Source organism: Halomonas sp. ML-15, assembly GCF_014779595.1.
Taxonomy (GTDB): Bacteria; Pseudomonadota; Gammaproteobacteria; order Pseudomonadales; family Halomonadaceae; genus Franzmannia.
In genome coordinates this window covers 181,187-201,667 of the sequence record NZ_JACXZT010000001.1, presented here as the reverse complement: position 1 = coordinate 201,667, position 20,481 = coordinate 181,187, and the positions used below count along the sequence as shown (strand labels likewise).

17 protein-coding genes are annotated in these 20,481 nt (G+C 65.1%); 10 read left to right on the top strand and 7 right to left on the bottom strand.

Annotated features, from left to right (window positions below):
- The first annotated feature begins 38 nt into the window (after positions 1 to 38).
- The 8 genes from phnC (at position 39) to IEI94_RS00945 (ending at position 9,895) form a co-directional block, all read left to right on the top strand.
- Entirely contained in the window at positions 39 to 875 is an 837-nt protein-coding gene (gene phnC, locus IEI94_RS00980) for a phosphonate ABC transporter ATP-binding protein (RefSeq protein WP_191164699.1), read from the top strand.
- Positions 872 to 1,687: a phosphonate ABC transporter, permease protein PhnE gene (phnE, locus tag IEI94_RS00975; protein WP_191164697.1), complete on the top strand. Its 816-nt coding sequence runs from the start codon at positions 872 to 874 to the stop codon at positions 1,685 to 1,687. Before phnC ends, phnE (IEI94_RS00975) begins: the two co-directional genes overlap by 4 nt.
- A 144-nt stretch (positions 1,688 to 1,831) precedes the next feature.
- Complete coding sequence (gene phnE, locus IEI94_RS00970) at positions 1,832 to 2,647, top strand: phosphonate ABC transporter, permease protein PhnE (protein WP_191164695.1); 816 nt, start codon at positions 1,832 to 1,834, stop codon at positions 2,645 to 2,647.
- Between the two features lie 331 nt (positions 2,648 to 2,978).
- Positions 2,979 to 4,394: a cytochrome ubiquinol oxidase subunit I gene (locus tag IEI94_RS00965; protein ID WP_191164693.1), complete on the top strand. Its 1,416-nt coding sequence runs from the start codon at positions 2,979 to 2,981 to the stop codon at positions 4,392 to 4,394.
- A gap of 3 nt (positions 4,395 to 4,397) precedes the next feature.
- Positions 4,398 to 5,399: a cytochrome d ubiquinol oxidase subunit II gene (cydB, locus tag IEI94_RS00960; RefSeq protein ID WP_191164691.1), complete on the top strand. Its 1,002-nt coding sequence runs from the start codon at positions 4,398 to 4,400 to the stop codon at positions 5,397 to 5,399.
- A gap of 10 nt (positions 5,400 to 5,409) precedes the next feature.
- A complete protein-coding gene (gene cydD, locus IEI94_RS00955) occupies positions 5,410 to 7,086 on the top strand; it encodes a thiol reductant ABC exporter subunit CydD (RefSeq protein WP_191164689.1) in 1,677 nt (558 codons plus the stop codon).
- Entirely contained in the window at positions 7,083 to 8,810 is a 1,728-nt protein-coding gene (cydC, locus tag IEI94_RS00950; protein ID WP_191164687.1) for a thiol reductant ABC exporter subunit CydC, read from the top strand. The genes cydD and cydC overlap by 4 nt, the downstream gene beginning before the upstream one ends.
- 89 nt (positions 8,811 to 8,899) lie before the next feature.
- Positions 8,900 to 9,895: an adenosine deaminase gene (locus IEI94_RS00945; protein WP_191164685.1), complete on the top strand. Its 996-nt coding sequence runs from the start codon at positions 8,900 to 8,902 to the stop codon at positions 9,893 to 9,895.
- 10 nt (positions 9,896 to 9,905) lie between these two features.
- Here the strand turns inward: IEI94_RS00945 and IEI94_RS00940 are convergent, their stop codons facing one another.
- From IEI94_RS00940 to IEI94_RS00930, 3 genes are all read right to left on the bottom strand, one after another.
- A complete protein-coding gene (locus tag IEI94_RS00940) occupies positions 9,906 to 10,526 on the bottom strand; it encodes a hypothetical protein (protein ID WP_191164684.1) in 621 nt (206 codons plus the stop codon).
- A gap of 40 nt (positions 10,527 to 10,566) precedes the next feature.
- Entirely contained in the window at positions 10,567 to 11,013 is a 447-nt protein-coding gene (locus IEI94_RS00935) for a GNAT family N-acetyltransferase (protein WP_191164682.1), read from the bottom strand.
- Positions 11,014 to 11,132: 119 nt separating this feature from the next.
- Positions 11,133 to 12,074, bottom strand: a complete 942-nt coding sequence (locus IEI94_RS00930) for a cytochrome-c peroxidase (RefSeq protein ID WP_224749879.1) — start codon at positions 12,072 to 12,074, stop codon at positions 11,133 to 11,135.
- Between the two features lie 281 nt (positions 12,075 to 12,355).
- On the opposite strand from IEI94_RS00930, the gene msrP reads away from it, so the two are divergent.
- Both msrP and IEI94_RS00920 read left to right on the top strand, forming a co-directional pair.
- Positions 12,356 to 13,321: a protein-methionine-sulfoxide reductase catalytic subunit MsrP gene (msrP, locus tag IEI94_RS00925; protein ID WP_191164678.1), complete on the top strand. Its 966-nt coding sequence runs from the start codon at positions 12,356 to 12,358 to the stop codon at positions 13,319 to 13,321.
- Positions 13,322 to 13,329: 8 nt separating this feature from the next.
- On the top strand, positions 13,330 to 13,905 hold the full coding sequence (locus IEI94_RS00920) for a sulfite oxidase heme-binding subunit YedZ (RefSeq protein WP_224749848.1): 576 nt from the start codon (positions 13,330 to 13,332) through the stop codon (positions 13,903 to 13,905).
- A 97-nt stretch (positions 13,906 to 14,002) separates the two neighbouring features.
- On the opposite strand, the gene guaD is transcribed toward IEI94_RS00920, so the two are convergent.
- The 4 genes from guaD to xdhA are packed head-to-tail and all read right to left on the bottom strand — an operon-like array spanning position 14,003 to position 20,174.
- Entirely contained in the window at positions 14,003 to 15,343 is a 1,341-nt protein-coding gene (gene guaD, locus IEI94_RS00915) for a guanine deaminase (RefSeq protein WP_191164674.1), read from the bottom strand.
- Positions 15,344 to 15,381: 38 nt separating this feature from the next.
- The gene (xdhC, locus tag IEI94_RS00910) at positions 15,382 to 16,260 is read right to left on the bottom strand and encodes a xanthine dehydrogenase accessory protein XdhC (RefSeq protein ID WP_191164672.1); all 879 of its coding nucleotides are present in this window, start codon (positions 16,258 to 16,260) and stop codon (positions 15,382 to 15,384) included.
- Positions 16,247 to 18,724 carry a xanthine dehydrogenase molybdopterin binding subunit gene (gene xdhB / locus IEI94_RS00905; RefSeq protein ID WP_191164670.1) on the bottom strand — a complete coding sequence of 826 codons (2,478 nt, stop codon included), beginning with the start codon at positions 18,722 to 18,724 and terminating at the stop codon, positions 16,247 to 16,249. The genes xdhC and xdhB overlap by 14 nt, the downstream gene beginning before the upstream one ends.
- A complete protein-coding gene (gene xdhA, locus IEI94_RS00900) occupies positions 18,708 to 20,174 on the bottom strand; it encodes a xanthine dehydrogenase small subunit (RefSeq protein WP_191164668.1) in 1,467 nt (488 codons plus the stop codon). Before xdhA ends, xdhB begins: the two co-directional genes overlap by 17 nt.
- Positions 20,175 to 20,481: the final 307 nt, after the last annotated feature.

Genomic DNA, 20,481 nt, shown 5'->3' with positions numbered 1-20,481 from the left:
AACGCTTCCGGCGGTGCGCTATGACGGGAGAGACACTGATGCTAACTCTACGCGCGGTAACCAAGCGCTACGCCACCGGCGATCTAGCCCTCAACGATATCCATTTGTCGCTGCCCCGCGGCCAGGTGATGGCGCTGATCGGCCCTTCCGGTGCCGGCAAGAGCACTCTGATCCGCTGCGTCAATCGGCTGGTGGAGCCGAGCAGTGGCAGCATCGAGCTTGAAGGCACGGATTTGACAGGCCTCTCCGTTGGGCGGCTGCGTGAGGTGCGCAGGGTCATGGCGATGATCTTTCAGGAGTACGCGCTGGTGGATCGCCTGACGGTGATGGAGAACGTGCTGTCCGGGCGGCTCGGCTATGTCGGCTTCTGGCGCAGCTTTCTGCGCCGCTATCCCCAGGCAGATGTGGTCGAGGCATTTCGCCTGCTCGAGCGGGTCGGCCTGGCTCATGCGCTGGACAAGCGTGCCGACGCGCTCTCCGGCGGTCAGCGTCAGCGCGTGGGGATCGCCCGTGCGCTGCTGCAGGATCCGCGTCTGCTGCTGGTGGATGAACCCACGGCGAGTCTCGACCCCAAGACCTCCCGCCAGATCATGCGCCTTATTCGCGAGCTGTGTGCCGAGCGAGATCTGGCGGCGATCATCAATATCCACGACGTGGCGCTGGCGCGTCAGTTCGCTGATCGTATCGTCGGGCTGCGTGCCGGCGAGATCGTCTTCGACGGCACGCCCGCCGAACTCGACGCCGAGATCCTCACCACCATCTATGGCGAAGAGGACTGGGGCAGTGTGGAGGGGGACGAGGAGGGCACGGCTGACGACAGCACCCCGGCGAATACCACCCCTGCGCCGCTGCTTGCGGTGGGAGGTGAGCGATGAGTGCACCACGTGAGCGGCTGGCGGAGCAGGGCGAGTGGCGACGGCTGCCGTTTATCGGCGATGCGCGACTGCGCTGGCTGTTGGCACTCGGCGTGCTGCTCTATCTGGTGCTGGCGCTGGCCTCGATCAGCGTCAACTGGGCGCGGGTCGCCGAGGGCATGAGCCGCGGCCTCAACTTCCTGGCGGCTTTCGCCCAGCCGGATTTCGTCAGCCGCCGCAGCGATATCGTCAACGGCCTGCTGGAAAGCCTGACCATGACCCTGACCTCGACGGTAATTGGCGTCGCACTGGCGATTCCGGTGGGGTTGGGAGCGGCGCGCAATATCTCGCCCTTGCCGATCTATCTGGTGTGCCGAGGCATCATCACGGTGTCGCGCACCTTTCAGGAGATCATTATCGCGATTCTGTTCGTGGTGATGTTCGGCTTCGGCCCGCTAGCGGGGATGATCACCCTGGCGTTTGCCACCATCGGCTTTATGGCCAAGCTGCTTGCCGAGGACATCGAAGACCTCGACTGGCGGCAGGTCGAAGCGGTACGAGCGACCGGCGCTAGCTGGTGGCAGACCATTAACCACGCGGTGCAGCCGCAGGTAATGCCGCGCTTGATCGGCCTCTCCATGTACCGACTGGATATCAACTTCCGCGAGTCGGCAGTGATCGGCATCGTCGGCGCCGGAGGGATCGGCGCGACCCTCAACACCTCGATCAGCCGCTACGAGTACGACACCTCGGCGGCGATTCTGTTGATCATCATCGCCATCGTGCTGCTGTGTGAGTACTGCTCCAGTCACGTACGGCGCTGGACCCAGTGATGCAATGGCTGCGCGAACGAATCGCTGCGTTGCTTGAACCACAAGACTCCTCACATATAACCCATATGCTCCGGTTCTTGTGCCCCAAGCGCCTTGCGCTTCATTTCGCTCGCTCATTGCATCGGCTTATCAAGGAGTCAATACATGCCTGTTTCGACCAATGAGCAGGGGCAGCCGATCTGGCGCCTGCGCACCTCCCGCGCCCAGTGGCTGGGATATATCGGCTGGCTGGCAGGCGCGTCGCTGTTTCTGCTGTGCTGGAAGCTGATTTCCGACAACACCATGTGGGTATTCGTCCAGGATGCCGGCCGTCAGGGCGGCGATCTGATCAGCCGCATGCTGCCACCGCAGTGGAGCTACGCCCACCGCCTATGGAAACCGATGTGGGACACGATCAACATCGCCACCCTCGGTACGCTGCTGGGCATCGCCATGGCTTTTCCGGTGGCCTTTCTGGCGGCGCGCAATACTACGCCACATCCGCTGGTGCGCAGTATCGCGCTGGTGATCATCGTCGCCTCGCGCTCGATCAACTCGCTGATCTGGGCCATGCTGCTGGTGACCATCCTGGGCCCCGGCGTGCTGGCGGGGATCATCGCCATCGCGCTGCGCTCCATCGGTTTTATCGGCAAGCTGCTCTATGAAGCCATCGAGGAGATACACCCCACGCCAGTGGAGGCGATCAGCGCTACGGGGGCCAGTCGCATGCAGGTGATGAATTACGCGGTGCTCCCGCAGGTCATGCCTGCCTTCGCGGGGATCAGCGTCTACCGCTGGGATATCAATATCCGTGAGTCGACGGTGCTGGGGCTGGTGGGCGCCGGCGGTATCGGGCTACAGCTCAATTCGGCGATCAACAGCCTGGCGTGGAATCAGGTCAGCGTGATTTTCCTGATGATCTTCGTCACGGTACTGGTCTCGGAGTGGGTGTCGGTAAGGGTTCGGCGCGCCATCATCTAAGCCATGCACGAAAACTGGCGGCGCTCGCTGCCTTTGCATGCATGGCCTCGATTCGTGCTGCCCTGCGGCAACGCGACACACCGTTAGCGGAGAAACCTTCTTCAGTTGTACGGCTCCTATACGTAACATGATGCTTCCGGTGAAACGATATGCCGGACATGGGTGTTGGCAGGCCGCTTAGCGACTAGGCTGAGGTCTGCGGCACCCCGCCAGTCGCGCAAGAATGTGCAACGGCCTTGCCAGGCCCGAGTGACAAGACGTGGTGACGAGCTGTCACCCCAACGCATCGATCGCGGCGATCCGAGTCAGTGTCTTCGTAGGGAGAATGATGATGGAGCTTGATCCGCTCGTCCTGTCGCGTATCCAGTTTGCTTTTGTTGTCTCGTTTCACGCCATCTTTCCGGTCTTTACCATCGGCCTGGCGTCCTATATCGCCCTGCTGCATGGCCTCTTCTACAAGACCGAAAATCCCGCCTGGGAGCGCCTGGCCGTTTTCTGGACCAAGGTGTTTGCCGTGGTGTTCGGTATGGGGGTGGTGTCGGGGATCGTGATGTCCTTCCAGTTCGGCACCAACTGGAGCAATTTCTCCCAGGCCGCTGCCAACTTCCTCGGGCCGGTGCTTAGCTACGAGGTGGTGACCGCCTTCTTCCTCGAGGCTGCCTTCCTGGGGGTGCTGCTATTCGGTCGCGGTAAGGTGCCCCAAGGGGTACATCTGTTTGCCGCGATCATGGTGGCCATCGGTACCTTTATCTCGACCTTCTGGATCCTCTCTGCCAACAGCTGGATGCATACGCCGGCGGGAGTCGAGTTCAGCGACAACTCCTTCTACGTGGTGTCGTGGATGGAGGCGATCTTCAACCCGTCGTTCCCGTACCGCTTTGGCCATATGGCATTGGCGTCATTTATCACCGGTGGTTTCGTGGTGGCCGGGGTCAGTGCCTGGTACCTGCTCAAGGGGCGCGACTTGGAGGCCAACAAGCGCGCGCTGTCGATGTGCCTTTGGCTGCTGCTGTTCCTGACCCCGGCCCAGGCGCTGATGGGGGATTTTCACGGCATCAATACCCTGGAGTATCAGCCGACCAAGGTGGCGGCGATGGAGGGCAACTGGGAGACCCGTGAAGGGGTCCCGCTGCTGCTGTTTGCGCTGCCCGACCAGGAGGCCCAGCAGAATCGCTTCGAGATCGGTATCCCCAAGCTGGCCAGCCTCATCCTGACCCACGACCTGGACGGCGAGGTGCCGGGCCTGAATGAGGTGGCCGCAGAGGAGCAGCCCCCGGTGGCGCTGGTGTTCTGGTCGTTCCGCGTGATGGTGGGTCTCGGCTTTCTGATGATCGCGGTGTCGCTGGCCGGACTGGTACTGCGTCGCGGCGGCCGCGTCTATGAGCACCGTGCCTTCCTGCAGCTGCTCAGAGTCATGAGCGTGACCCCCTTTATTGCCGTGCTGGCTGGCTGGATCACCACCGAGTCGGGCCGCGCTCCCTGGCTGGTGTACGGCATCATGACCCACGCCGAGGGCCTGACTCCATCGCTGACCGGCGGCATGGCGCTGTTCACGCTGCTCGGCTATATCGCGGTCTACGGCGTGGTGTTCTACGCCGGGGTCTACTACCTGACCCGGGTGGTGCGTAACGGCATGGTGCCCAAGGATGAAGAGCTGCTGGTCGATGACGTCGAACGACCCAAGCGCCCTTGGTCGGCGAGCCATATTCCTTTTGACGACGATCCGGCACCGGCGGAGAGGAGCTGAACAATGGAAATGTTCGATCTGTCATTGATCTGGGCGCTGATCATCGGCTTCGGCATCATGATGTACGTGTTGATGGATGGCTTCGATCTGGGCCTGGGGATCCTGTTCCCCTTTGCGCCCGACGAGGACGCCCGCGACGTGATGATGAACTCGGTGGCGCCGGTATGGGACGGCAACGAGACCTGGCTGGTGCTGGGCGGAGCGGGCCTGCTGGGGGCCTTCCCGCTGGTCTATTCGGTGTTCTTGCCGGCACTCTATATCGGCGTGTTTCTGATGCTGGCCGGGCTGGTATTTCGCGGCGTGGCCTTCGAACTGCGCTTCAAGTCGCGCAAGAACCGGCGCTGGTGGAATCGCGCCTTCTGCTGGGGCTCTTCGGTGGCAGCTTTCGCCCAGGGCGCGGTGGTAGGCACCTATATTCAGGGCTTCGAGACCGAGAACTTCGCCTTCGTCGGCGGCGCCTTCGACTGGCTGACGCCGTTCACCGTACTCACCGGTATCGGCATGATGATCGGCTATGCGCTGCTGGGTACGACCTGGCTGATACTCAAGTCGGAGGGCTATATCCAGGAGTGGGCCTATCGATTGACGCCCAAGCTGCTGATCGGGGTGGTGGTGATCTTCTTCGCTATCAGTCTGTGGACGCCTTTCGTCAACCCGGTCGTCTGGCAGCGCTGGTTCGGCAATATCGAGGTCATCTGGATACTGCCGGGGCTGGCCACGGCGTGCATGGCGCTGCTGGTGATGTCGATTCGGCAGCGTCGCGAGCTGATGCCTTTTCTCTCCACCCTGGGCATCTTCCTGTTCACTTATCTCGGGCTGGTGGTGAGCAAGTGGCCGGTGATCGTGCCGCCCAACTACACCATCTGGGATGCCGCCTCGGCGCCGGAGTCGCAGCTGTTCCTGCTGATCGGCGTACTGTTCGTCATTCCGATCATCCTGACCTATACCGCCTGGACCTACTGGGTGTTCCGCGGCAAGGTCAGGGTAGGTGAGGGCTATCACTAGGACTAGCGGCATGGCACAGGGCGGTGCATCTCCTGAGACGCTGACGCCACGCCGCTGGCTGCAGCGGCTGGCAGCTCAGCAGCGGCGCTTGATCGGGCTCTCGGTGGGAGCAGGTCTCGCCGTCGGACTGGCTACCATTGTGCAGATGGCGCTGCTGGCAGGCTGGATCAGCGCCTTGCTGGTACACGGCGTGGCGCCCCAGGAGCTGCTCTGGTGGGGGCTGGCGCTGGTCTTGGTGCTGGCGCTGCGCGCTGGCGCCCAGTGGGCACAGGAGGTGACTGGCCTGGAAGCCAGCTTGCGCATCCGCCAGGCGGCGCGGGCTGAACTCGTGACGCATATCGAGGCCCTGGGGCCGGTACGGCTGGGGGGCCTCCACAGTGCGGCTATCGGCGGGCAGCTGGTCGAGCAGGTGGAGGCGCTGGATGGCTATTTCGCCCGCTTCCTGCCGCAGCTGCGGCTAGCCGTGGCGATCCCCGCGATTATCGCCGCGCTGGTGGTGTGGCTCGACTGGCTGGCGGCGCTCTTCCTGCTGCTGGCCGCTCCCATGATTCCAGTGTTCATGGCGCTGGTGGGGATCGGCGCCGAGCGGCTCAATCGGCGCCAGTTCGCTGCCGTCAGCCGACTGGCGGGGCACTTTCTCGACCGCGTGCGCGGCATTACTACCCTGCAGCTGTTCAACCGTGCCGAGCAGGCCTCTGACGAGGTGCACGCCGCCGCCGACCACTACCGGCGGCTGAGCATGCGCACCCTGCGGCTGGCGTTTCTCTCCTCGGCGGTACTCGAGTTCTTCGCCGCGGTGGCGATCGCCGTGCTGGCGATCTATATCGGTTTCGGCCTGCTCGGCTATATCAACTACGGCCCCTCGCCGCAGCTGACCCTGTTCAGCGGCCTGCTGATCCTGCTGCTGGCGCCGGAGTTCTTCCAGCCGCTGCGCACCCTGTCCCAGCACTACCATGACCGTGCCGCGGCGCTGGGCGCGGCGGATGCGCTGGTCAACCTGCTCAATACGCCGCTTCCGGAGGCGGGCTCTGTGAACCGGGTAGGTGAGACGCCTGCAGCAGTGTCGCTGCAGCAGGCCGGTGTGAGCTTTCTCGGCCGCGGGCGGGTACTGGGGCCGCTGGATCTCGAGATAGCGCCCGGCGAGTGCGTGGCGCTGGTGGGGCCATCCGGTGCCGGTAAGTCGACGCTGCTGCAGCTGATCGCCGGTTTCGTCGACAGCGACAGCGGTGAGGTAACAAGAGCGGCAGGCGAGATCGCCTGGATGGATCAGCGACCGCTGCTGATTCATGGCAGCCTGGCCGACAATCTGCGCCTTGCCGCCCCTGCGGCGAGTGACGATGAGATCCAGTTGGCGCTGCAGCGGGCCGGGCTCGGCGAGCTGCTTTCCGCGCTGCCGGCGGGGATCGATACCGCCCTGGGTGAGCGCGGTGTCGGGCTCTCTGGCGGTCAGGCGCAGCGGCTGGCGCTGGCGCGGGTGTTTCTCTCCCGCGCTCAGCTGTTGCTGCTGGATGAGCCTACCGCCAGTCTCGACGAGGAGACCGAAGCCTTTGTCGTCGAGGCCCTTCAAGCGTTGACGGAAGAGGGGCGCACGCTGGTGGTGGCCACCCACCATCCGGCGCTGATGGCGATGGCCGATCGCGTGATACGCCTCGAGCAGGGTAGACGCGTCGATGAGGTGGGGTCATGAGCCGGGTGGCGACGCTCTACCGCGAGCTGCGGCCCTGGCTGCGACTGCTGGGGCGCCGTCGCGGACGGCTGGCGCTGGGGGCGCTGCTGATGGCCATCACCGCCTTCGCCGGCATCGGGCTGCTGGCGCTGTCGGGCTGGTTTATCACCGCCACCGCGCTAACCGGCATGCTGCTGGCGGCGGGGGTATCGGCAAGCCTGGATGTCTATGTGCCCGGCGGTGGCATCCGCTTCTTCGCCCTGACGCGCACCGTGGCGCGCTATCTCGAGCGACTCTACAACCACGATACCGTGCTGCGACTGCTGGCCGATCTGCGCGGGGGCATGTTCCGGGTGCTGTCCGGCCTCGACGGCCAGGCGCTGTCACGGCGTCGCGCCAGCGAGTGGCTCAACCGTCTGACCGCCGATATCGATACCCTCGATAGCCTCTATCTGCGACTGCTCGCGCCACCGCTGGTGGCGCTGGTGGCGATCGCCGCCGTGTCGCTGTTGATCGGCATCTTCCTGCCGGCGGCCGGTGCGGTGGCGGCGCTGCTGCTGCTGTCGCTATGGGGGCTGCTCACCATCGGTCAGGCGCGGCTCGGCATGGCGGCGAGCCAGCGTCGGGTGGCCAGCCTGGAGCGCTTGCGCAGTGGCAGTATCGAACATGTCCAGGGGCTCGCCGAGCTCAGCGGCTATGGCAGCCTGGCGGCGCACCGTGAGGCGCTGGGTCAGCATGAGCGGCGCCTGTATGATGACCAGCGCCTGCTGGGGCGGCGCGCGGCAGTCGGCAATGCGCTGGTGGGCGTCGGCATAGGGGTGACGCTGTTGGCGGTGCTGTGGCTGGCTAGCCTGGCCTATGCCCGCGGCGCCTTGAGCGGGCCGCTGCTGGTGATGATGCCGCTGGCCCTGCTGGCCATGGGCGAAACCCTGGCGCTATTGCCGAGCGCTTTTACCCAGCTCGGTGCCACCCGAGCGGCGGCGCGACGCCTCAACGCCTTGGGGGCCGCCCAGGGTGCGATACGCGATCCCCTGCAGCCTGCTGCTCTGGAATCTACGACGCCGAGTCTTGAATTCGACGCGGTGTCGCTGCGCTATCCTGGGGCGCTCACCGCGGCGTTGGACGACGTATCGCTGCGCCTCGAGCCCGGTCAGCGCCTGGCGCTGCTGGGCGCTTCGGGTGCTGGCAAGTCGAGTCTGGCGCAGTTGGCGACCCGCCTGCTGGATCCCCAGCAGGGCCAGGTGCGTCTCGCCGACGTGGCGCTGCCGACGCTTTCGATTGAGTCAGTGCGGGGCTGTGTGGGGCTGCTCACACAGCAGGGCGAGCTGCTCGACGATAGCCTGGCGGCCAATCTGCGTCTGGGCGCATCGCAGGCCAGCGACAGCCAGCTCTGGCAGGTGCTGGCACTGGTCGAGCTCGACGGCTGGGCTCAGCAGGCTCAGGGCTTGGAAACGCGGGTCGGCGAGGGCGGGCGGCAGCTGTCAGGCGGCCAGGCGCGGCGGCTGTGTCTGGCCAGATTGCTGCTCGCCGAGCCGCGCATCGTGATTCTCGATGAACCCTTCGCCGGGCTCGATGCGGCCTTGGCCGAGCGGCTCGCCGTGCGCCTGAGCGACTGGCTCGTGGGGCGCAGCCTGCTGATGCTCTGCCATCAGCGCGAAGGTCAGCCGCTGGCCGCACTAGGAGTGCATGACAGCTATCTACTGAGCAACGGTCGAGCGATTGAAAAGAGAGACGGGGAGCGTTAATTCCTATTGGGGCAGCAGGGTTTTGCGCAAACGGTCAAAGTGTCGCAGGATGTAGTAAATCCGCTCGATTGCTTGATCAGGAACTTATCATGCACGATTTCATTACCCGCTTGCCCAAGGCAGAGCTGCATCTGCATATCGAGGGCTCGCTGGAGCCTGAGTTGATGTTTTCCCTTGCCGAGCGCAACGGCGTCGCACTGCCCTATGCCAGCGTCGAGGAAGTGCATGCCGCCTATCAGTTCGACGATCTGCAGTCGTTTCTCGATCTCTACTACCAGGGCATGAGCGTACTGCGCAGCGCCGAAGACTTCTTCGATCTGGCCATGGACTATTTTCGCCGTGCCAGCGCCGAAGGCGTTGTGCATGTGGAGTTGCACTTCGACCCTCAGGCGCATCTGGCGAGAGGGGTGAAACTCGAGGTGGTGATCGAGGGTCTCGCCCGCGCTTGCCGGGTGGCAAGGCGTGAGCTGGACGTCAGCACGGCGCTGATCATGGCCTTCCTGCGTGACCGCTCTGCGGAAGAGGCGATGCAGGTGCTGGAGCGGGCAGCCCCCTACTGGGAGATGCTCGATGCCATCGGCCTGGACAGCGCCGAGCATGGCCATCCGCCGGAGAAATTCGTGGAGGTGTTCGAGCGTGCCCGTGCGCTGGGGATTGCCCGTGTGGCCCATGCCGGCGAAGAGGGACCTCCGGCCTATATCGAGCAGGCCTTGGATCTGCTCGATGTGTGTCGCATCGATCACGGGGTGCGCTGCCTCGAGGATCCCGCTCTGGTCGAACGACTGCGCAAGCTTAAGATGCCGCTGACGGTCTGCCCGCTCTCCAACGTCAAGCTTAAGGTAGTCGATCGGATCGAAGACCATCCGCTGCCACAGCTGCTCGACGCGGGCTTGCTGCTGACCATCAACTCCGACGATCCGGCCTATTTTGGCGGCGGCATGCGTGAGAACTTCCTGGCCTGCCAGGGTGCCTTCGGCTGGTCCGAGGCGACCCTGCTGACGCTGGCGCGCAACGCCATCGAGGTAGGGTTCATGGATGATGCGCGGCGCCATGAGCTGCTAGCACGTCTTGACGGTATGGCGTAACGTTCAACCGCTACTCGAGATTGCGCATCCACTGCTTGACCAGTCGACGGTCGCGCCGGCTAGCCAGTCGCCGAGTATCGAGCTCGTCGGGGGTGATCGAGCAGGCTGCACCTTCGCCATCGAGTACGAAGCGGCGTCTGGCGCCAATTGGCTCATCCTCGGAACCGTAGATGGCGATGACCCTCAGCTCGATGGCCTTGAAGGTCAGTTCGCCGGTCGGCCGATGGTCATCGAGCTGGATCTTATGCGCCTCGGCGACACGCTGAATCAGTTCCTGGAAGGTGCCGATATGCAGGTAGCCGCCGGATGATAGCGGCCCCTGATGGCTGCGGTACTCGGTCTGGCCGTCGTCATTGGATTGCTGATAATCGCTGACGTCGAGCAACAGGGGCCTGTCCGAGGTTTCGATACGTACCACGATGTGCTGGATGAAGATCGCCTCGGCGCTCATATTGCTGACCAGGCACAGCGAGTTGATGTCCTTGCCCTGGCCGCGGTTGATGATGACCCGCGCCCGGCGCTGACGCACGTAGCCGTTGTAGAGCAGTTGGGCGTAGAACACCCAGACGAAGAGCGTTAGTACCCCGGCGACGGCATTGATCGCCTGGGCATTGTCGCTGATCCATTGCATAAGTGAACGTCCTGTTCATGTTGCATTCCCAACTTGCAGACTAGGTGTCCAGCTGATAGGTCTGCCAGTCGGTGTGGGTGGCGAGGCGGTCGTAGACACCCCGGGCGCGGTAGTTCTGCTCGCGGGTGATCCAGCGGACGAAGGGCCAGCCATGTCCGCGAGCCTCGTCACGCAGCGCCTCGAGCATGCTGTCGACCGCTCCGCTGCCGCGGTGGACGGGATCTACATAGAGGTCGTCGAGAAAGCCGATATGGGTCCCGCGCAGCGGCGACGGCATGGCTCGGTAGTGCATCAGGCCGATCGTCTGGCCAGCCTCATCCTTTGCCAGCCGGCAGTAGAACGCCATGTCCGGTTGCTGTATCCAGCTCCACACGGTATCCAGCGTCTCCTGGGTCATCGGCATGCCGTAGTAGTCGGCATAGCCGCGGTAGAGCTGCGTCCAGGCAGCGTGGTCGGTGTCCTGAGGGGCGCTGAGGGTGACGGTCATCGGCATATCTCCGGCAGTGATAGAGGAGTGTCGCTGCCCAGCCTACCATCGAGCGGTGAGATCGCCACCTGAGGGAACGCCACTGGCCTGCGCCGGTGGCGTTTTTCACTACGTGGTGTCTAGGGCAGAGCCGGCACCTCAAAGTCTGGCATCTCGCCAGTGAGGGTGTGGAGGAAGGCCGTGATGTCGTTGATCTTCTCCTCCTCGAACTCCCGGCCGAGCATTTCGGTCCCCATGATGGCCACGGCTTCTTCGAGGGTTTCGGTGGCGCCGTTGTTCATGTAGGGGTAGGTCACACCGACATTGCGCAGTGTCGGTGTCCGGAAGCGATACTTGTCGCTCTCTTCTCCGGTGACCTCGTAGCGGCCGACGTCGGTGGATCCCGGGACCTGAATACGGTGGAAATTGCTGTCGGTAAAGGCCGGGCCACTGTGACACGCCGCACAGCCATTATCGACGAAGGCCACCATGCCACGCTTCTCCTGCTCGCTAAGCGCATCGAGGTCGCCATGCAGGTAGCGGTCGAAGGGCGAGTTGGGCGTATTCAGTGTGCGCTGGAAGCTGGCCAGCGCATGGGCCAGATTGTCAGCGGTAATGGGGTCATCCTGGTCCGGGTAGGCCTCGGCAAACTTCTCGTGGTAGAGCGGGAAGTCTCTGAGTCGCTCCAGGGCCTGATCAAGGTCCATGGCCATTTCCACATCGGCTTCGATGGGGCCCAGTGCCTGGCCTTCCAGATCCGGTTCGCGACCGTCCCAGAACTGTGACTCGAGGAAGCCTGAGTTGAGCACCGTTGGAGTATTGCGCTCACCGATCTGACCGTCATGGCCGGTGGCGCGCGGAATACGGTCGGTCCAGCCAAGTGCTGGATTGTGGCAGGTGGCACAGCTGATGACGCCGCTCGAGGAGATGCGCGGCTCGAAGAACAGCATGTTGCCCAATTCCACCTTCTCTTCGGTCAGCGAGTTGCTGGCGGGAATGGGTGGCAAGTAAGGCAATGGTTCGAAGCGATCTCGGTAATCGCCATAGCCATCATCGGCGCTGGCGGATGTTGCCACTGCCATCAGCGAGCCGATGGCGATGGCGGTAATTAGCGGTCTTTTCTTGATCATGGTGGTTCCCCTCACGATGCCTTTTGGTGTAGCGGGCCTTGCCGACCTGCTGATGTAATTCGGGCATTTGTTTTTCACCCACAGCGTAATGGGTCGGCAAAGGGAGCTGCCTTGAGCTGGATCAAGCCTTATGCAATTGGCCGCATATTGCGCTGGACAACACTTCAGGGCGTGCCCGATGGTGGGCGGTGATAAGCATTTTCAAGCAGCCATCGAGAGCTACAGGAGGGTCAATGGGGCGCTACCGATATCCCGCCATCGCCGAGTCCGAGGTCACCCCGCGCGCGCTATTCGAACAGCGCCGGCGATTTCTTGCCGGGAGTGCCGCGCTGGCGGCGGCGGCACTTCTGCCGGGCGCGCTTTGGCCCCGGCGCGCCAATGCCTGGCCGTCCTTGCTCGAGTCGCGCTTGGAGGACTCCCTGCCTAGCCGTGAGATGGCCGGTGACGAAGCCCTGACGTCGCGTCGCGATATCACCACCTATAACAACTTCTATGAGTTCGGCACGCGCAAGAGCGACCCCGACGTGTATGCCCATCGCCTTGTTACCGACCCATGGTCGGTCACCATCGAGGGAGAGGTGAACAAGGCTCGCAGCGTGGCGTTGGAGGATATCCTGCGTGACATGGATCTCGAGGAGCGTATCTATCGGCTACGCTGTGTCGAGGCCTGGTCGATGGTGATTCCCTGGATCGGTTTTCCGTTGCGCGACCTGTTGGCCCTCCATGAGCCCACCTCGGATGCCAACTATGTCGTCTTCGAATCGCTTTATGACCCCGACAATCTGCGCGGCCAGCGGCGCTCGATTATCGATTGGCCTTATCGTGAAGCGCTGCGCATCGATGAGGCCATGCACCCGCTGACGCTGATGGCGGTGGGCCTCTACGGCGAGCCGATGCCCAACCAGAATGGCGCCCCGATTCGCCTGGTGGTGCCATGGAAGTATGGTTTCAAGAGCATCAAGTCGGTGGTCAAGATCCGCCTGGTGAAAGAGCGGCCGACCACCTCCTGGACGGAACAGAATCCGGAGGAGTACGGCTTCTACGCCAACGTCAATCCACGGGTCGATCATCCGCGCTGGACCCAGGCCCGTGAGCGCCGCATCGGCGAGAGTGGACGCCGCGAAACGCTGATGTTCAACGGCTATGGCGACGAGGTCGCCGACCTCTATGCGGACATGGATCTGGAGACACATTACTGATGGGGGTGATGCTGTTTCGCTTGCTGGTACTCCTGGCCGGCAGCCTGCCCGGCGCGTGGTTGCTTTATCAGTGGTGGTGGGGCGATCTGGGGCCTGTGCCCGCCGAGTCAGTGGTACATATGACCGGTCGCACCGGCCTTGTTCTGCTGCTGGCCACCATCGCCTTCAGTCCTGCCTTCCGGCTGACCCGTTGGGTAGGGTTCATGGTGGCGCGTCGGCAGATCGGGCTGTGGGCCTTCGCCTGGCTGCTACTCCATGCGCTGGCGTGGATGGGGCTGGATCAGTACTGGGACTGGCCGTGGATTCGCCGCGAGATGGTCGACCTGCCCTATGTGCGCTTTGGGCTGGCGGGGCTGCTGCTGTTGATACCGCTGGCGTTGACCTCACCGGCCGCGGTGCGTCATGCGATGGGCGCCCGCGCCTGGCACTGGTTGCACCGGCTGGTGTATGTGGCGGCGGGGCTGGGGGTCATGCACTTCTGGGTGCTGACGCGAGCCGATTATCTGTGGCCCGGCGTGGCGCTGGCAGTGTTGATGGCGCTGTGCGTGTTTCGACTGGTCGATGCCTGGCGGTATCGTCAGTGATCTCTCGCTAACGGGGCATAAAAAGGGGCGACCATCGTGGATGGCCGCCCAATCAGCGCAACGCCTTACTACCTGGCACAGAGTCCTGTGTGCGGTATCAGGGCGTAGAGGCAGCTTCGCGCTGGTGCACACATTCACCGTTGGCCCAGGTGGCGTAGACGCTGCGGTCGTCGCCGAGCATCATCAGCGCAAACAGCTGCTCGGCGAGATTCCGCGTTCTGGCGCTGCGACGGGCCAGCAGCGGGGTGGCGGCGGGGTCGAGGACCACGATGTCGGCCTCCTTGCCCTCGCGCAGGCTGCCGATATGCGTATCGAGGTGCAGCGCCCGGGCGTTACCTAGCGTCAGGCGATAGAAGCCCTGCCAGGCGGTCAGCGGCTGGCCGAGCAGCTGGCCGACCTGGTAGGCCGCCTTTAGCGTGGCAAGCCCTGACAGGTCGGTACCGCCGCCGACATCGCTGGCCAGGGTGGTGTTGAGGCCGGCGTCGCGGCACGCCAGGCGGTCGAACAGCCCGCTGCCCAGGAACAGGTTGGAGGTCGGGCAGAAGGCGATATTGGCGCCGGCGGCGGCCAGTCGGTTGCGCATCGGCTGATCGAGGTGAATGCCGTGGGCAAAGGTGCTGCGGGGGCCTACCAGGCCATAGCGCTCGTAGACCCCTAGATAGTCGCGGCAGTCCGGAAACAGTTCGGCGACCCAGTCGATCTCGCCCTTGTTCTCGGAGAGGTGGGTCTGCAGGTGCAGGTCCGGCGCGTTGCGCAGGATGCCGCCCACTGTATCAAGCTGGGCAGCACTGGAGGTAGGCGCGAAGCGCGGCGTCAGGGTGTAGCCGAGACGATCCTTGCCGTGCCAGTCGCCGATCAGCCGCTCGCTGTCGCGTACGCCGCTCTCGACGCTATCGGTCAGCGCCTCGGGGGCATGGCGGTCCATCAGCACCTTGCCGGCCAGCATGCGCAGTCCGCGGCGCTGGGCGGCGGCGAAGAAGGTGTCCACCGACACTGGGTGCGAGGTGCAGAACACCTGGGCGGTGGTGGTGCCGACCCTCAACTGCTCATCGAGAAAGGCCTCGGCAACGTTCTCGGCGTGGGCACGCTCGGCGAAGCGGCACTCCTCCGGGAAGGTGTACTCGTTGAGCCAGTCGAGCAGCTGTCGGCCGTAGGAGGCCATGATATCGAGCTGTACATAGTGCACATGGCTGTCGATAAAGCCCGGCATCATCAGCTTGCCGGCATAGTCCACTACTTCGATGCCGACGGGCAGACGCGGGGCCAGCTCGGCATAGTCGCCGACCGCCTGGATGCGCCCATCGACCAGCCAGATGGCGCCATCCTGCAGATGCAGCAGGCTACCCGGCTCTGGCGTGTCGCCTTCACCCGGGTCGTTGAGAAAGCTCACCACGGGGCCGCGCAGCACGCGTTCCGCTGAGGGTCCAGCGTTGGTCATGTCGTTCTCCGTCTGGGCGGGCGGCTCGGCCCCCGCCGTCACTCGGTTGTTGGGGGCGTAAACGCCTCGCGCAGGGTCTCGGGTGCTGCGCCGCGTCGGTCCTCGTGACTCTGCGCGGGCTTGAGCGTGAGTAGCTCGGTGACCACCGAGAGTGCGATCTCATAGGGCAGCTTGCCCTTGGCGCCGGCCACCCCGATCGGGCAGCGCACCTCCGAATCGAGACGATCCTGCGCGTAGCCCGCATCGCGCAGGCGGCGCTGGAAGCTGGCCCATTTGCTGTGCGAGCCGATCAGGCCGATGGAGGCGCAGTCGCCGCGGGCCAGCAGGGCATCCACCAGCGCGCAGTCCTCGCCGTGGTCGTGGGTCATCACCAGCGCGTGGCAGCCTGGCGGCAGCGTCGCCACCGCGGCGGCGGGATCCGGTGCGTGGTGCTTGGCCAGCCGCGGTCGCTGCTCCGCGGGAAAGACATCGTCACGGCTGTCGAACCAGTGGACGCGCCATGGCAGCGGCGCGATCAGCCCCGCCAGCGCCTGGCCGACATGACCTGCACCGAAGACCGCCACCTGCATCTCGGCGCCGGCAAACAGCTCGATCAGCACGTGGACGTAGCCGCCGCAGCACTGGCCGCTGCGTCCGCCGAGGGGGAAGGCCTCGAGCCGGGTGCCATGCTCGCCGCGGACCAGCGCCTCGCGGGCGCAGGCGATGACCTGGAACTCGAAGCTGCCGCCGCCCAGGGTGTCGTGCACGGCGTCGTCGGTTATCACCATCTTGGCGCCGGGCTCGCGGGGCGTGGAGCCCGCCGCTCCGACCACGCTGGCCAGGGCGTGGGGCTGCGCCTCGCGCTGCAGCGCATGCAGCGCGGCGTGCCAGGGCAGTGCGCTGCCTTGCTGCTGCAGCGATGCCTCAGGCCGGTCCATGCTCGGCCTCTTGCGCCTTGGCGCCTTGACGCAGTGCTTCGGCGGCCATCAACACCCGCTCCGGGGTGGCCGGGGTGTCGAGTCGCGGGCAGTCGCGGTAGTCGGCGAGGCTCGACAGCGCATCGCGCAGCGCCGACCACACCGCGATACCGAGCATGAACGGCGGCTCACCGACTGCCTTGGAGCGGTAGATGCTGGCCTGGGAGTTGGGATGGCCCTGCATCAATTCCACGTTGAACACCGGCGGCAGGTCGCCGAAGGCGGGGATCTTGTAAGTAGCGGGGCCGTCGCTGACCAGACGGCCGGCGTCGTTCCACTTGAGCTCCTCGCTGGTCAGCCAGCCCATGCCCTGGATGAAGCCGCCCTCGACCTGGCCGATGTCGATGGCCGGGTTCAGTGAGTCGCCGACGTCGTGCAGGATATCGACGCGATCCACCTGGTACTCGCCGCTCAGGGTGTCGACGCTGACCTCGGCCACCGCGGCGCCGAAGGCGTAGTAGTAGAACGGCCGGCCCTTGGCTGTCTCGCGGTCGTAGTGGATCAGCGGGGTGGAGTAGAAGCCCTTCTCCGACAGCGAGATGCGTGACAGGTAGGCGGCCTGCACCAGTTCGCCCCAGGGAATCCGACACTCGGCCTCGCCGCTGCCGGCGATCAGCTCGCCGCCCTCCAGGCGCATACCCTCGCGGTCGAGGCCGCCGCGATCGGTGCCGAAGTGCTCGGCGGCGAAGTCGAACAGCCGCGCCTTGAGCGTGAGGCAGGCGTCGCGGGCGGCCTGGCCGTTGAGATCGGCGCCGCTGGAGGCCGCGGTGGGCGAGGTGTTGGGCACCTTGTCGGTGCGCGTGGCGGTGATGCGCACCTGCTCCAGGTCGAGGCCCAGCTCGCGGGCGACCACCTGGCACACCTTGGTGTGCAGGCCCTGGCCCATCTCGGTGCCGCCGTGGTTGATCATCACGCTGCCGTCGGTATAGACGTGGAGCAGGGCGCCGGCCTGGTTGAGGTGCTTGGCGGTGAACGAGATGCCGAACTTCACCGGGGTCAGCGCCAGGCCCTTCTTGATGATCGGGTTGCCGGCGTTGTGAGCGGTGATGGCCTCGCGGCGCGCCCAGTAGTCGCTGCTCTGCTCGATCTGCGCGACCAGATCGTGGAGCAGACCGAGCTGCTCCACCGGCTGGCCATAGTGGGTCACGTCACGCTTGATGCCGTGCTCCTCGCCGGCGCGATAGAGGTTGCGCTTGCGAACGGTCAGTGGGTCCTCACCGAGACGCCGGGCGATATCGTCCATCGCCGCCTCGATGATCATCATGCCCTGGGGGCCACCGAAGCCGCGGAACGCCGTATTCGAGGCGGTATGGGTCTTGGCGCGGTGGCCGGTGACTCGCGCGCTGCCCAGCGAGTAGGCGTTGTCGGCATGGAACATGGCGCGGTCGACGATCGCCTCGGAGAGGTCCGGTGAGTAGCCGCAGTCGCCGATCACGGTAATATCGCCGCCCTGCAGCACGCCCTGGTCATCGAAGCCCAGCCGGTAGCGGTTGTGGAAGGGGTGGCGCTTGCCGGTGGCACGCATGTCCTCGGCGCGCGGCAGGCGCACGCGGGTGGTGCGACCGGTGCGCCGTGCAATGATGGCGGCGACGCAGGCCCACGGCGAAGCCTGGGTCTCCTTGCCACCGAAGCCTCCGCCCATGCGGCGCATCTCCACGGTGACTGCATGGAAGGGGATGTCGAGCACCTCTGCGACCAGCTTCTGGGTCTCGCTGGGATGCTGATTGGAGGTGTGCACGATCACTCCCTCATCTTCGGTGGGCTGCACCAGGCAGGCCTGGCCTTCGAGGTAGAAGTGCTCCTGGCCGCCGACGAACTGCTCGCTCTCGATGACATGGGCAGCGCCATTCAGCGCCGCCTGCCAGTCACCGCTCTGCTGCACGTGAGTGGGGCGCACGAACTCCTCACGCTCGGCGGCCGCCACCGGGTCGAGGCTGGCCGGCTGCTCGTCGATCTCGATCTCGGCCAGGGTCACGGCGCGGCGGGCGGCCTGATGACTGTCGGCGGCCACCGCGAACAGGCACTGGCCAACGTAGCTGATCTCGTCGTCGGCGAAGATCGGATCACCGGGAAATACCGGGCCGATATCGGTGTGGCCGGGGACGTCGACGATGGTGATGACATCGACCACGCCGGGGGCGGCCTTGACCTTCTCCAGGTCGAGGCGTGTCAGGCGGCCGTGGGCCACCGGCGACAGGCCCAGTGCCACGTGCAGGGTATCGGCCGGGGCCTGGAGGTCATCGATATAGGCGGCGCGTCCGGTGACATGCTTGATGGCACTCTCGTGGGGGCGGGTCGTTCCTGGCGCTCCCTGGCGAGCGATATCGCTGATCTCGCGGGCCAGCGGGCCATCGCCCTTGTTGCGGCCCTGTTGGTCGGCGCGCGCCTTGGCTGAAGCGGGTGAGAGTTCAGTGAGCGTACGCATGCAGGGTCACCTCCTGTTGGGCGTTGGCGTGGTGGGCGGCGTCGATCATCAGTCGCAGGCGTTCGAGCAGGTTGCTCGCCGCCACTTGGCGATACTCGGCGCTGCCGCGCACGTCACTCATCGGCTGGAAATCCTGGGCCAGGGCGGCCCGCGCGGCGGCGAAAGCGGCGCCATCCGGGGCCTGGCCCTCGAGAGCGGCCTCGGCGGCGGCGGCGCGCTTGGGAATCGCCGCCATACCGCCGAAGGCCAGGCGCACGTCGCGCATGACCTCACCGTCGAGGCGCCAGACAAAGGCGCCCAGCACCGCCGAAATATCGTCCTCACGCCGTTTGGACAGCTTCCAGACCTTGAGATTCTGCGCCTCGCTGGGCCGCGGCAGGAAGATCGCGCGGATAAATTCGTTGGCCGCCAGCGCGGTCTGCTTGTAGTCGAGGAAGAAATCGCCGAGCGGCAGTTCGCGCTCGCCGTCGGGTCCGTCGAGGCTCACCCGGGCGTCGAGGGCCAGCAGCACCGGCGGCGAATCGCCGATCGGCGAGGCGTTGGCGACGTTGCCACCGAGGGTCCCACGGTTGCGGATCTGCTTGGAGGCAAAGCGATGCAGCAGGTGGGCGAAGGCGGGGAAGTGCTGGTCGAATAGCGGTTCGAGGCGCGAATAGGTGACGGCAGCGCCGACCCACCATCCCTGGGGAGTCTCCTCGATGGTGTTCAACTCTGCCACCTGGCGAACGTCGATCAGATCATCCAGCGCCTTGAGCTGTTGGGTGGTCTCGAGCCACAGGTCGGTAGCACCGGCCACCAACCGGGCCTCGGGACGCTCGGCCTTGAGCTTACGCAGCGCGGCGAGATCACGCGGAGCAGCGAAGTGGCCACCCGCGCTGGCGCTGGCCTTGGCTGAGCGCAGCTGCGCCACGTTGTTGGCCAGGTCGGGATCGTCGGCCCACAGCGGATGGGTGTCGGGATAGTCGTTCATGCTCAGGGCGGCGTCGCGGATCGGCCGGTAGCCAGTACAGCGGCACAGGTTGCCACCCAGCACCTCCTCGAGTCGCTGCTGGCTCAGCGGTGCGGGGGCTTGACGCTGCTCCTCGTGCAGCGTGAACAGCGACATCACGATGCCCGGCGTGCAGAAGCCGCACTGGCTGCCGTGGCACTCGACCATGGCGGCCTGGGCGGGATGCAGGGCATCGCCGCGGGCCAGGCCCTCGACGGTGACCAGATGGCAGCCGTCGAGTTGATGGGCGGGGGTAATGCAGCCGTTGGCGGCGTGATAGCGCAGGGTGTCGCCGTCGCCGGGCTCACCGATGGCGACGGTGCAGGCGCCGCAGTCGCCCGAGGCGCAGCCTTCCTTGGTGCCGGTCTGGCCCAGGCGGGTGCGCAGGAGTTCGAGAATGCTGGTGTCGGCGGGAACATCGTCGCACCGCTGACGCTTGCCGTTGAGATAGAAGTCGATCATCGCAGGATCCGCTCGTTGTTGTGCTTTCCAGGCCGCGCTGGCCTGGAAAGGTGACGCAAGGAGATGTTGCCGAGTTCTGACCAAATGGTCAACTTGAAATAAGCGTGGCCCATTACGGGCAGGAGCGCAAGGTTCAGTAATAGAAAATATCGCGGCCAGACGAGTGCAGCTGCTCCTACCGCTCGGGACTGATCCGTCGACAGATCTACGAGGGGGCGCTGTAAACCATCCCTGGGCGCTACCTATGCCCTGCTGCGCTCTCGCATCCTGCTCCGCTTGCAGGACCGGTGCTGGCCATCCATGGCCA